10 protein-coding genes are annotated in these 14038 nt (G+C 50.4%); all 10 read right to left on the bottom strand.

The window, feature by feature from the left end:
- Positions 1–188: 188 nt before the first annotated feature.
- The 10 genes from PV433_RS18860 to PV433_RS18815 all read right to left on the bottom strand — a co-directional run bounded on the left by PV433_RS18860 (position 189) and on the right by PV433_RS18815 (position 13812).
- The gene (locus PV433_RS18860; protein ID WP_332073610.1) at positions 189–998 is read right to left on the bottom strand and encodes a sugar phosphate isomerase/epimerase family protein; all 810 of its coding nucleotides are present in this window, start codon (positions 996–998) and stop codon (positions 189–191) included.
- A 23-nt stretch (positions 999–1021) separates the two neighbouring features.
- On the bottom strand, positions 1022–2101 hold the full coding sequence (locus tag PV433_RS18855; RefSeq protein WP_332073609.1) for a Gfo/Idh/MocA family protein: 1080 nt from the start codon (positions 2099–2101) through the stop codon (positions 1022–1024).
- Positions 2102–2211: 110 nt separating this feature from the next.
- On the bottom strand, positions 2212–3465 hold the full coding sequence (locus PV433_RS18850; RefSeq protein ID WP_332073608.1) for a Gfo/Idh/MocA family protein: 1254 nt from the start codon (positions 3463–3465) through the stop codon (positions 2212–2214).
- A gap of 173 nt (positions 3466–3638) precedes the next feature.
- Positions 3639–4595 (bottom strand): carbon-nitrogen hydrolase family protein, encoded by a 957-nt coding sequence (locus PV433_RS18845; protein ID WP_332073606.1) that lies wholly within the window; start codon positions 4593–4595, stop codon positions 3639–3641.
- A 30-nt stretch (positions 4596–4625) separates the two neighbouring features.
- Entirely contained in the window at positions 4626–5621 is a 996-nt protein-coding gene (locus PV433_RS18840; protein WP_332073605.1) for a Gfo/Idh/MocA family protein, read from the bottom strand.
- A 63-nt stretch (positions 5622–5684) separates the two neighbouring features.
- Positions 5685–8348, bottom strand: a complete 2664-nt coding sequence (locus PV433_RS18835) for a hypothetical protein (RefSeq protein ID WP_332073604.1) — start codon at positions 8346–8348, stop codon at positions 5685–5687.
- A gap of 15 nt (positions 8349–8363) precedes the next feature.
- Positions 8364–10373 carry a hypothetical protein gene (locus PV433_RS18830; RefSeq protein ID WP_332073603.1) on the bottom strand — a complete coding sequence of 670 codons (2010 nt, stop codon included), beginning with the start codon at positions 10371–10373 and terminating at the stop codon, positions 8364–8366.
- Between the two features lie 19 nt (positions 10374–10392).
- Positions 10393–11229, bottom strand: a complete 837-nt coding sequence (locus PV433_RS18825) for a carbohydrate ABC transporter permease (RefSeq protein ID WP_332073602.1) — start codon at positions 11227–11229, stop codon at positions 10393–10395.
- 13 nt (positions 11230–11242) lie between these two features.
- Positions 11243–12184 carry a carbohydrate ABC transporter permease gene (locus PV433_RS18820; protein WP_332073601.1) on the bottom strand — a complete coding sequence of 314 codons (942 nt, stop codon included), beginning with the start codon at positions 12182–12184 and terminating at the stop codon, positions 11243–11245.
- A 173-nt stretch (positions 12185–12357) separates the two neighbouring features.
- Positions 12358–13812 (bottom strand): extracellular solute-binding protein, encoded by a 1455-nt coding sequence (locus PV433_RS18815; protein ID WP_332073600.1) that lies wholly within the window; start codon positions 13810–13812, stop codon positions 12358–12360.
- Between the last annotated feature and the right edge of the window lie 226 nt (positions 13813–14038).

Genomic DNA, 14038 nt, shown 5'->3' with positions numbered 1-14038 from the left:
TTACAATTCCTCTTGAGTTTGGAAGAGTAAGCTGATTCTCTTTAGAAGAAGACAAAAGTTTCCGAGCAAACGCGCTATAACTATCAATGATGATAATAGGTTGCTTATTTTCTAATTTTACTACGGAACTTTTTAGAAAGAAAAGGCCGCTGATCCATTCAGCGGCCTTCGTTTTTAAAAAAAATGCTTTAGTTGGCTGTCTCCGCAATCAACTTCTTCAAATAATCGACAGAACGACGTACGTCCTCAATCATCGTCCGCTTGGGAGATATATCTTTGTGATGCAGCAGCTCGAATGTCAACCAGCCATCGTAACCGCAGTGGGCAAGTTCATGGATGAGTGCGCGCATATCAATGTCGCCTTCCAGCAAATCCTCCGTCGGAAGTGCCCCTCCCATGTTTCTTAAGTGGAAAGCGTAGAGTTTTTCCGGATACTGCCGAATATATTCAATCGGATCGTGACCCGCCACATAAGCCCATCCCGTATCTATGCACAAGCCGACTTCAGGCGATGCATAATCAATGACGGAGCGAAGATCACCGTCCGCGTTATGTCGTTCCGCCGTGTGGTTATGCATGCTGACCTTTAGTCCGAGCGGCGCGACGGCATCAGCGATACGTGACAGATTGTCGCCCTGACGTTTGAACTCCTCTTCCGTCTTTGGCTCCGGATTGCTCCAGCCTCCCTTGGGATTGGCATTGATGACGAGATCGACGCCACCAGCTTCTGCAACCCTTGTTGCGAGAGGAAGTACGCTTTCTTCCACTCGAAGTGCTTCGAACGGTTCGTGCAGCAGTAGCCCGACATACGCACCGGATACAGACAAGCTTTGGGCTTTAGCTAACTTCAGCACTTCTGTTGTCGGGTCGAGCTCGACGGCATCGATACCACTCTCTCGGCACTTCCGGAATAGCTCCTCCCAGGGAGCATCTTTGCCCTGCTGCCAGTATTGGTCCTGCCAACCGTACATATTCGTGGAAAATCCTTTTATCTTCATTATGATCCCAGTCTCCCTTCTCTTTACACCTTTCTGATAATCTGCTGCGGTAGTCCGGAATCCGCACAATCATAGATCGCCTGCATACAAGAGAAGTTGAATACCGCCTGCTCGTTTACTACTGCCGGCGATGGCTGCCCCGTCACCCGCTTGTAGAAAAAGTACACCGGGTTGTCCATAAAACCAAAATTGCCGGTATTCGGCAGACTCTGCGCATTCTCGGCAACTTGCCCGTTGCTGTCAGACTTATATAGAACCTCGTCGGAATCGAAATAGGGCGACCACTTAATAGCCCCGAGCGTCCCTTCAATCTCGACGTGGCGATATGCTTCTCCGTGCGTGCAAGCTGCACGCTCGTATTGCACCCATAATTGTTTGCTGCCTTCAAGCTTATACTTCAGCATCGCTCCGACGTGGCCCTCGACGTCGTATACAACGTCGACAGGATCGACCTCGGTTACGGGTTTACTCATCCACGCTGCGGATACTTCGACCGAAGTTGGCTTGAATAGATCGTTCAGCACCGAGATATCATATGGTCCCCAGTCCATCAGGATGCCGCCTCCGGCTTTGGAGCGATCAAGGAACCAACGACTTTCCGGTTGATATTCCACACCTGGACGGCCTCTTTGATTGCGGAATACAAAAGTGACCTTATAAACTTCACCCAGCTGGCCGGATTCGATATACTTCCGGACCTCTTCCGTCTTAGGCGTACCGATAAACCTGACGCTGCAGCAGCCGACTAGACGATGGTTCTCCTTCGCCGCTTCAAGCAATTGTTCCGATTGTTCCAGCGTCATGACAAACGGCTTTTCGCACAGCGCGTTCCGACCGGATTTCAGGGCGAGCAAAGATAACGAGAAATGTGTTGAAGGCGGTGTGCAGACGATGACGATATCATCTTCCCGAGCTTTTTCTTCCAGCATCTCTTTTGCGTCCGAATAAGTTTTCGCTTCTGGATATTTTTCTGCAAAACCTGCGAGCGCCTGAGGGTTAGGATCAGCGACTTTAATCTCGACTGTCTCTTCAGCCGCTATTTTTCGTATAGTATCTGCATGTGTTTTGCTGATGACGCCGGCGCCAATTAAATAAAATCTCATCGTATACACCTCTTGATTGTGAATGGAACCGATTTTCAAAGGCCAGGAAACGGATCCAGTCGAAAGTTGGTTTGATTTAGTGAATATTTTCACAATTCAACTTGGAAAATTCATTGGGTAGACGCTTTTTGCCCAAGGTTGAACCGCTGCGGAAAGCTGCTGTACCCGGACAGCCCGAACGATTCTGTTCGTTTCGCCCATGGTACATCTCCGAGCTCCGAGAGCAGCTTCCCTTCGCGGAATGCAGCGAGTAATGTCTGTTCGATTCCTTCCACGTAAAGCGCGGACTTTCCCTGGTTCATATCCGATCGAGTATGCATCTGCGGGATACTATGAACGACGCCTGACGATTCGAAAGCGCCGTTCGCTGCAACCGTAAATCGGATTGCCGACTCGATGGAGACGTCGAGTTTCTGCTCGCGCCCTCCCATCACATCGATCAAGTTCCGGTAACGCATCGCCATGAAATTTTCGTCATGGCAATCGTAGACGACGGAGTCGGCTCCTTTCCACAATGTCACTTTATTGTCGTAGCTCCATTCTACAGCGCCTTCGGAGCCTTCCAGACGAATACGCTGCGGCTGCGTTTGCCCTTGACGGGCACATACGGTAATGTATAGGTGCAAACTGAGACCGCCTTCTGTCACGAGCCTCACGCATGAAGTATCGTCGCTTTCGATTGGGTTGGCGCGATACAACTCGGCTGTTACCGATGTCAAGTTCCCTGACCGGCCAGCCTGCTCGGACAAACGTTCGGATATATTAATCATGCTGTAGAACAAGTGCGCCGCGGGATTGTGAAACGTACCGTCAAGCACCGTAACGCCTTGCACCGATAATTTCCCCGCCCATGGTGTCCTTGTAAAGTAGGAAGCGGACCGATGGAGCAGCGAGATGCCTTTGATAGCCTTCACTTCCCCGATCTCGCCGGACGAGGCGATACCCGTCAACATGGAAAGTGCTCGTCTTGACGGAGTGAAAAAGTTAACCGCGCACAGCTTACCGCATTTCTTCGCCATATCGGCAATCCTCTGGGCATCCTGTATAACTGCAGCCGGAGGCTTTTCGAGCAAAACATGATACCCTGCTTCCATCGCTTCAATTCCCATCCGAGCATGCAGTTGTATCGGCGTTGAAATAACGACGAAGCTTGCGTCCTTTTCCTTAGCCAACATTTCCCGATAATCCGTATAAAAACGAATGCCTCGCTCGCCGACAACTGCAGCCGCTTCTTCCGACAACCGCAAATCACTTACCGCAGCAAGCTCCAATACCCCTTCATCCTGCTGACGGATGAGCTCGTTCAAATGCTGTTTGCCAAAACCGTTTGCACCTATTAGCAAAACTTTACGTGTTTGTCCCATCTCCGGCCCGCCTTTTCCACAAATAATTAATAATATTCATATATGAAGATTATAGGAGACGGCGGCTTTTTACGGCTTACCGAAATAATATAATATCATTAGCAGAGTAAAGGACTGGCCCCCAGCCCCTTCTCCCCCAAGTAATGGCCGCTTAGCGGGACTTACTGTACTAGTTACGACGGTTGTGCTTTATTATGGAACTTTTTATGGCTCCGCGATCGGTCCAGATACTCGTCCAAGAGCTCTAGCCCGAACTCCGCAATAATATCTTGCGCCGTAAATTCATCGGTTTCACTTGAGAGCAGCACCGAGCCGAGCTTCCCCGGATCGTCAATTTTTACCTTGCTGCCATACTTTTTCTTAATGTCGTTGAAGTGCTTCCCGTTGTGGTCGATGTGAATAACTGCGCAATCCAGATTGACGGTCCGCGTTACAAAAGAGTAATAGTTCGTGCTCGAACCGATTATTTCGCCGACCGGGGATATAATCTGGCTGGGCGTAGTCGGAAAGACGGAGCTAGCCAGGAACGCACGGCATGAGTACGCCCAATATTGCTGCATGAATCCGCCATGAAAAAGGGAACTGAATAGGAGGAGATCCGGCTTCGCATTCACATATTTCAACCGAAGCTCGTCAAAATTCAGATCAAAGCAAATCACACATGCAACCCGACCAAAGTCGGTTTGGATAATTGGCGCCTCGTTGCCGTACAACGTACCGTGTTCGGTATTCTCTTCAATTAAAACATGATTTTTGTCGTAAACCCCTATGACGTTTCCTCCGCGATCGATCATCTGGATAGAATTGCGGAAAGAACCGTCCGGTATTTCGCGAACGGCCGAATACGCGATATAACAATGATGATTGCTGGCAACCTCTGCGAAAAAATCGCGTATTTGTTCCTTCCTGTGGCGATAATACGATTGGTTGCGGGAGGCGGTAAACGCGGTGTTGCCAGGCGCATCGCACATTTCCGGCAGCACGATCATATCCGGACGATCCGGCAAAACCTGCTCCAATTGAACACGCCAATAATCTATAACTTTGGCAACGATCGTTGCGTCTCCATCGTTAGCCTCAACCGGACATGGCGGCGCAGTCAAGCAACTGATTTTCACATAATTAGCCACGGCAGCATCGCATCCTTCGCCTTGGTATGCTTAATGATGATTTAATTGTTCAACCAGGGAACGAACCGGCTCGGGTTTACCGCTCTTCAGCGATTGAATCGATTGTAAAAGCATCATCGACGCATACAAGCCATCAATATGGTTGATCGGCGGCTCCGAATCCTCCTGCAGGCACTGAAGCATGGCTTTGTTTTCTTCCAGCATCCCGGCTTCGGTGCTGTGGAACACACGGGGCTTCTCCCCGTCCACGTCGTATGTCAAAGTCGTGAGTCGATCCGATATCGTAACCGATTTGCCCTCGGCGAACAATTGCATAAAAAATTTGCTTGTATACGATGGAGAGTTGGCGTCACCCACGATCAAATTGCCCGCAACGCCGTTGTCGAACCGGAATACGGCGGAGATATTGTCGGCAATCCCGTTCGCTTGGTAGTAGTTGCCTCCCGTCGCATACGTTTCGACAGGGTCGCCGCCGACAACAAACCGAAGAATATCAGCGGCATGGCATCCTTGCGACAGGATGTTTCCTCCACCCTTAACCGGATCATTCGCCCAAATATGATCCTCCCACCGGTTGTCCATTAGCTGCATCGATACCATAATCGGCTCGGGGATCAGCTCTTTTGCCTTTATGACCATCTCATAATAGCGCAGCTTGAAAGCCGCCATCAACTTTTTGCCGGATTCCTTCACCGCTTTCCCGATACGAGCACAGTCTTCAACCGTCAAAGCTAGCGGCTTCTCGACCATAACGTGCTTTCCGGATAGCAGAGCCCGGACACAATATTCAGCATGCGTATCATGCAGCGTCGCAACATAGATGACATCCAGCGAATCATCAGCAAAAAAACGTTCGACATCACTGGTTGCGTATTCGCCGCCATACTGGTTCAGAAGGGAAATCGCATTACTTTCCGAGATGTCACAGTAGGCGACCATATCGTATCCTTCAATTTGCTTCACACATTCCGTGTGAACTTTCCCCGCGCTTCCACAGCCGATTACACCGGCTCTAAATGTACGCAATATAGGTTCTCTCCCTTGTAGTAACTATTCAACCTATCCCGATTGATTCGTCTTTACGCCTCGTCAGCGGCCTAGCTGAATGTTAGCCTTCCAAGGACTGTGACTACGGGTATTGTATGGGGCATATTCCCATTCGCTGACGCTGACCCCTTCAGCAGATTGAAGGCAATGACTCGATGGGGCATATATCGTCCCGTGGAATCCATCGCCGGTAATCTCCAATTCCATATCTACAGGGACCTCGAATGCAATCGCCGCTTCCCCCTTGACGAGGGTGCAAACACCAAGCAAGGCCAAGCGTCGGTTGGTTTTGTCGGCAATAATCGCTTCTGCCTCCGCTGCAACGTCAAAAATCTGTATCGGCTCGTTGATTCCAAACACGAGAGAAACGTTTTCTGAAAAATGGATCTCGTTTTCTTGCGCCGATATTTCACCTGGTTTACTGGTCAACGCGAGAAGAAAAGCGCCTTGCTTTACCTGCGATTCATATTCGAGCCTCCAGCGCTTGTAACGCGGGAATCGGCCATATTTGATATCCTGCTCGTCTGCCATGCCATTCAAGCCATAAATATAAGTCGGATGCCACGCCGGCTCCTCGATCCGGACCGCCCGCTCCTCCATGCCGTTCAAAATAGTTACGACGATCTCACCCTTCTCGTCGTCGCTCAAACCTTTGTCGCCGTCTTTAATGCCTGCGATCAAGTTCGCTTGCCCGCCCGTCAGTCGATACTGGCCGTCCCCTAATTCCGTCACTGAACCGGAGCAGTGCAAGTGCGTCGCAAAGCGGAGAGGCCGCTCACTCGCGAACGAATCGGATACGACCAACGCTCCCGTAAGCAAATCTACGATCACAATCCGCTCCGCATTTCTCACCTGATGCTTCGGATGCAATTCGTCGGTGATGATGGCATGAGCGTAGACGAATCGGTCGGTTAACAGGGCGCGACGTATATAGGAGCTATGCTCCGGTCCTACATTCCCGTTAAGGTACTGCCCTTGCGTATAGATACCGCCGTCCTCGAAACACATCGCATTGCTCAGCGAGCCGTCCAAGCCATAGGAAGAAATATCGACCAATACCGGACTGCCCTCTGAGCTGAGCTGAAGTCCTCCCAGAGACGGGACGAATTCGCGATTATGCGGCATGATATGGAAGCTGACAGAACGTCCCGCTTTTAAACCCGCGTAGAGCGCGCCGGTAATCGCCGCTTGTCCGTGGGAAGCAAAAGAAATCATGCCGATATCTTTTGCAAAAAACGGAGCATGCGGAAAGGTTGCCGGGTTTTCTGCGTTCCGAGGCGCGTACAGAAGATCGAACAACGTCCATACGACATCGCCGGCGGTTTGTCGTTCCTGCTCGACAAACCTCTCGTAGATCGATTGGATTCCCGGCGTAGGATGAAAATGATTCAAAAACGCTGTAATATAACGATGCTCCCGCGTGCGCAATCCTCGCTGCAGTTCTTGGCTGTTGGGCGCATGGAAGCAAGCGAGCATGGCATTCCCGAGGCGGTCCAGGAAAGAGCTTTCGCGAAGCTCCGGGCGTAACCCGCCAAAGGTGTGCGCCGCCGCCAAATAGCGGACCAAATGAAACGGAAAGTAGGTCACCCATACGTTCTTGCCGTCTTTCGGGAACAAGCGCAGGCTGTCGCAAAACAGACCGTGAAAAAAAGGCAGCACCTTGCGGGCTTCCGGAAGATCGTCATAAAATGCCATGCAGGCGATCGCCACGCCGTTCCATGTGCCAAGCGAATGAGGCTCTGGCGACGGACAGCCCATATACGCCCGCTGCAGCACGGTGAAATCAAACAGCTTTTGCAAGTAGGTGCCGACTTTATTTTTGATGACTTCCCGCTCGTGTGCGTCAAATACGTCCAAGCACCAATCCCAGGCGAGCGCAGTCATGTATAATTTCAGGGAGATTCCGCGGTCGTTGTCTCCTCCCATCACTAGCGGGTCCTCTTTGCGAGACCAAGTTGGGAGACTGCACACTTCGACAATCGTCTGTTTAATCGTTTTTCCGATTTCACCATTCTTTGTAAGTAAATACGCCAAACAAACAAGATCGAATTCGACTTCGCCCGATATACCGCCCCTTAGGATCCGCTCGACGATCCTGTTGAATTCCGGATTGTCCGCTAGACGCTCGCGAGCACTGTCGACATCCTTTGAATTCAGATATACACGGGGACGGCTCGTTTCGAGAGGCGGAAGCTCGCGGAAGGAGCGGTTGTCCTTGCGAATTTCGAGAAATTTGATCCGCTGCCAATCGATCCGATCGCGGTCCCGTTCTACAAACTCAAGCTTTAATTCTGTCTCGCCGATCCCGGCTTCGAAGCCGAATTCGGCTCTTAACCGGCTATGTTCCATCTCTACCGGTCCGGGCATATCGAACCATAAGCCGCCTACCAGCTTGCCATTCACATAAGTTCTGGCCATCGGCATGGCCATCACATGGTTCAAGTGATCCAGATCCCATGGACCTACGGACTCCAGCTTGCCCGAGGGGACCTGCACCATCGGCACATTCGCCGTCTTCATATCAAACGAGTCGTTTTTCATCTCCAGACGACAATGGTACAGACCCGGAGGCAATACGGTTCTTAGATGAAGGGAATGGGTATCGACCTTGATGTCCGTAATCCGGCCGGTAACGTCACGCCATTCGAAAGGACGGAACCCGTTAGGCGCCGGCTGCAAATAAGCTACGAAATCGTTATTGTTCATATCGTTGTCCCCCTCTCACTCTTCCCGATCCCCAATGGCATACGGATCATCCGCCCACACAGTCGAAAAATCCTTCCATGGGAAAAAAGGCGGGATCGGAGCGAAAGGTTCGCTCATAAACGGCAGCTCATCGGCATTCAAACCATCAATCTCTACAATCGGCTGCTCTACCCGGCGTCCGTTAATCGTAGCGTAACGGGGCGTCATGCTCCCGGGACTCCAGGAAGTTTCCAGCTCGAGCATCTGTCTGGAGCTGCCCGCAGGACGAACGTATCGCGCCCGGCGCGTCGTCCAGTAATAGTCGGTAAATCGCCCCGGCTCAAGCTCTTCCGCGAAGGCGGCCAAGGAACAATATTCCGACACGCTTGCATGTTCGGCTACGAAACCGCCGAAGATGAGCCGCATTTCGTCGCGGGAGAAGTGTCGCGGCTCCCCTTTATAAAATCCGATGCGGATATAGTTGTAGTTTCCATTGGACTCCAGTGTAATCGACACCGGACCATCCGAACGGGTATAGGCCATCGGACGGAAGCCCGCCAACATTTTCCCGATGCGGCAAACAATCCATTGTCCGCGCTCTACAGTCCCGGACCACGTCTTCCTGGGAACCCCTCCTACAATCAGCTCTTCCACATCTCCGCCGTGTGTCGAAACGATAATCAGCTCGCTCAATTCGGATATCGGCTTCTCAATGCCATCCGCATCAAGCGTAGGGTGAGGATGGGTAAGCACCATAGCCGTAGATCCGGACTGAATGGTGAACGTGTTGGCACAGGAAGACAGGATGTCAACTTCACCTTTGTTCGCGTATACTTGTCCTTTGTCCATCATATGGGACACCGTTCCGGGAACTTCCCCATCTATTGCAAATTTGGTAAACACCGTGCCGATATCACGAAACGATCGGATCGTTTCTTGCCGTTTAAAAGTGACAAAGTAGCTATGATTCTGAGTAATGCTCCCATGAGGGCTGCTGGACGTGCCTAACGTAAAGTCGGGAAACAGCATCGTTTCAATTCGGCTCGAACGCGCCAGAAAGTCGGTACCGGCGCTAGCTCCAAGCTCGCAGGTTGCAACCGCACGGAATGGATAAGACTTGGAGGCGAACATGCGGTAAGCTTGATCCGGGATATGATACGTACCGGTTGCAAACCAGCTGAACTGAGCAACGTTAAACGGCACATCCCCCATATGATGGAGAACAAGATCATCCGGCAAATCAAACAAGGCCATCGGCGACGGATGAACCCGGTCACCTAGGCAGAACCACAACAAGCAGGATATAGTGCTGGCGTGAGCGGCGCTATCCACCGTATAGGCCCGTGAGTACGGACCCGACAGCACCCCCATCTCCGGATGGAAACGCGCGGCTAAGTCGAGCCATAGCCGTTCTTCTATCCCAAGCGCCACACTTCGCGCTTCCTCATCGCGGGCGTATTCGGCGATTTCACTTATCGCACGGATCGTCAGCCCGGTATAGGTGGGAGAGTTAAATTCGCTATTGATCCCGTTCCTTACCAGCGATGCTTTGTACTGCCGCAGGTTCCAAAGTCCATATTCAACGGCTTCCCGGCATCCGAGCAGCTCTCCGCCCAGGATCAAACCGGCAGAGGCCTTTGCGGGCATATTGTCATTGTAACCGTGAAACTGGAAATCCGGCTGCCGGTTTCCCGGCTTGAAAGAAAACCCGTCCCGAACAAGCCGCTCAAGTTTTAAACGGACTTCGGCCGACATGTCACTGCGATGGGCGACAAGCAAGCTGGCTGCGATATTCGTTTCGAAGATGTTGAAGCTAATCTCGCCGTACTGGGCTACTTCTCCTTTTAGAATAATCGCGTCGGCTAGTGAAGCTTCCCCAGCCGCATACAACGGCCCAGCCAGCCAAAACCTTTCTCTCGTGTCCGCCGGCAAGGTGTCGGCAATCCATTCCCCCTCAGAGTTATACCAGCTGCGGGCGGCTTGCGCCGCCATGTTCATGAACCGGTTGGATCGCTCCGTGTATTGCTGCGCATCCCCGCTAAGCATAAATATTCCCTCCTGTGCGCTAACCTTTGACCGACCCCATAGTTGCCCCTTCAACAATCCATCTCTGGAAGAAGATGAATATGATTACGGAAGGAATCATTGTAATGATGACGCCTGCAAACATCATCACCCAGTCGTTCGTATATTGCATCCGCATGTTAGCTTGATAAATGTTTACACCGATCGTGTACTTATCATCGTCGGATAGATAGATGAAAGGCGTAAGAAAATTGTTGTACAGCCCGATAAACTTGAATATAGCCACCGTCATGATGCCGGGCATAGCAAGCGGGAAAATAATGCGCACGAATGTTTTAAAAATCGAGGCTCCGTCAATTTTCGCACTTTCTTCCAGTTCCATCGGCAGGGACTGCATAAATCCGCCGAGCAGCATGAGGAAGAATACACTTTCCCCAAGAACGTCCATGAGGATAAGCCCGGTCAAGCTGTTGGTCAAACCCAGATCGCGCATAAGAATGTATTGAGGGATAAGCGCGTTGATCCCCGGCAAAAACAGGGACAGCATGATTACGCTCCAAATGAGCTTCCGGCCTTTGAATTCCATACGCGTAAGCGCATAGGCGTTCAAAGCCGTAAGGAATGTGCCGACCACAAGGCTCACTCCGACGTAATAGAGCGTGTTAAGCATGGCGTTCCCGAGCTTATATTTGACCCATGCATCCTTATAGTTGCTCCACTTCAGCACTTCCGGTATAGACCATATATTTTGGAAAAACTCTTGGTTCGTTTTCAGTGATTCAAATAATACCCAACCAATTGGAAACAGGATGGTCAGCGACCAGGCGGCGAGTACAATCCACCAGACCACATCCATTAAAGATCGCCGTTCTAGCATGGTCCGCCTCCTTTTAATATTCGTAGCTGCGGTTCGGCAACAGCTTGTCTATCGCCAGCTTCGCACTGACGAGAATGACAAACAGGAACATGCCGATAGCGGAAGCATAGCCGTAGTTGCGGACATCTTCGCCAAACGCCATATTGAACATGTATAGTCCGATTACATCGGTGGAGCCGGAAGGTCCCCCTCGGGTCATGATAAGAACCATATCTACGCTTTTTATCGCCCCGAGCACGAGAAAGATTGCGCTAACGCGAATGATAGGCGCCATAAGAGGCAGTGTAATGCGGAACAGCCTGGTCATGCTTCCCGCGCCTTCCAGCACGGCGCTCTCGTACAGAGACTTCGGTACCGTCGTCATCGCATTTATAAAAATGATGACGTAAAGCCCGACCCCCGCCCATACGTACGGCGGCACGATCGCTGCGAGTGCTGTCCTCGTATCCCCCAGCCAATAAAAGCCGTTCATGTCGATTCCAATTAATTTGAGCAGTTCGTTTAACATCCCGAAGCTGCCGTCGTATACAAACGCCCAAATCAAAGCGACGACAACCGTGGGCAATACGTTCGGAAAGAAAAATAGTACCTTCAAAAAGGGAGTTCCCTTATATTTTTTGTTGGTCAGCAAATAGGCAAGAAACACCGAGATGGAGATGACTAGCAGCGGTACAGTCGCCATGTAAAACAAGTTATGGAGAAGTGCTCTCCATACGTATTTGTCTTGGAACATGCTAACAAAGTTTTGCAAGCCGATAAATTTCGGTTCGTTGATCCCATTCCAGTCCAGCAATGAATAGTATACGGACATCAAGTTCGGATAAAGCCCAAACAGCAAGTAACCGCCGAATGTAGGCACAATTGCAAGGATAAGGAACATCGTCTTCTGGAATTTCGCATTTTGCAGCAATTCGGTTCGTTTCGGTCGGGTGGAGTCCGTATGCGCTTGAATCATGATGTGAACAGCGCTCCCTTCTTGAGTAAGAAAAGCTTCGAATTGAAGCCATTTCCACAGTGAATGACCCTGCGTAAGAGGTAGCTTTACTTGCGAGCAGAAAGTTTTCAGTGTAGCTGAAAACTATTTCTTTCCTCTTAAAGAAAAGGGGGTTTCCCCCCTTTCATGACTATCTACTTTTTCTGCGCTTCAATTGCTGTCTTCATAAAATTCTCGGCTTCCTGAAGCATTGGCAGCGGATCTTTCTTGCCCGTAGCGATTTGTGTAACTGTTTCGGTAACAAGCTTGGTCGACTTCTGGTATGCCGGATCTGTCAATGCCACGTTGAAATAAGCGGAGTGCATTTTGACCTTGTTGGCATCCACATATTCCATGAACGACTTATTCACTCCTTGGATCTTCGCCATACGAGCCGGATCCTTCGTGTAGTCCGCTCTGAGCGGAATCATACCGCCCTTTTCCGCGATCTGGGCTTGCACGTCGAGATTCCATAAGTGGACAACAAATTCTTTCGACCATTTTATGTTCAGCTCCGGCTTCGCCGCCCAAATGCTAAAGCCTGATCCCGGCGTAAATTGCACCCATTTCGCTTGGTCCGGGGAATCAACGAACGGTACCGCCATGTAGCCCCATTTGAAATCTGCAGGAGCCGAAGACTTCATTTCATTCTCTACCCATGTCCCTGTCGACACCATGGCTGCTTTCCCTTGCAAAACCTGCATTTGCGATTGCGTATGGTTAAGCGCCGCAAGCCCTTCCGGGAAGTAGCCTTTCTTACCCATGTCGTATACCCGATTCCAGCGCTCTACGTTTTCCGGAGCAAGGTAGTAGGGTAGTTTAAAATTATTGTAATTGTCCATGATAGCTGGCAGCGTTCCCTTTGAGTCAGCCAGTTCAAACAATTTGACGACACTGAAGCCATTCGTAATATAATCCGGGTACATACCAGGGAAAGTAATAGGAATGATGCCGGATGCTTTGATATCCTCGCATAGCTTCAAAAACTCGCTCCATGTTTTCGGGTTCTGGTTCCAACCTTTTTGCTCGAACAAAGTTTTGTTGAACATTAAGCCTGAACCGCTTCCAGCAATCGGGAACGAGTACGTTTCCCCCGCAATTCGCGGAACGGACTCGTATGCTCCTTCATAGAAGAGCTCTTTTAACGTTTTGCCATTGCCATCGGCAGGCTTTCGATCCCAAATATCTTCCTGGGATGCAAATTTTCCGGCCGCAACGTAATTTCCGATCCCTCCGGGAATACCGCCCGAGTATAAATCGAACATATCCTCGTCATCCTGTGCCGCCATTTTCGTTTGCACGACTTGAGCAATAGAAGGAGAAGAAGTCACATCCAGCTTAACGTTCGGATATTTCTCCTGAAACGTTTTGACAGCGTAATCAAACCATTCACGACCCATGCCGCCTTCAAAGTAACCGACTTTAAGCGTCACTTTCTGATCTTTCGGCAGACCGTTCTCCGCATAAACATTGGACGAATCAGACGATCCCGCAGGCGGCGTGGTAGTCCCCGCCTCATTTTCGGGTTTCGAGCTGCCGCAAGCAGCAAGGGAAAGAGCAATGGCTGTAGTTGCACATACGGTTAATGCCGTTTTCATATAACTTTTCATGTGGACCCTCCTCAAGAAGTGTAGGTGTTTTCGCATTAGCATTAATCCCCATAATCAGAAGCACATATTCGCAATGAATCTTTGTTGCGGCACCCCCTACAATCAAGCTGATGTACAATTAAAATCAAGATCCAAAATTAACTTAATTCAACTGTACTTCTACTTTACTTATACGTTCATTGTAAACACTTCCAGTATATTAGTCAACACGTTAATTCTCCTTATA

Origin of the sequence: Paenibacillus sp. GYB004, assembly GCF_036577605.1 — a bacterium.
In the GTDB taxonomy this organism is placed as follows: Bacteria; Bacillota; Bacilli; order Paenibacillales; family NBRC-103111; genus Paenibacillus_AB; species Paenibacillus_AB oceani.
This window is presented reverse-complemented; position numbering and strand designations above follow the sequence as displayed.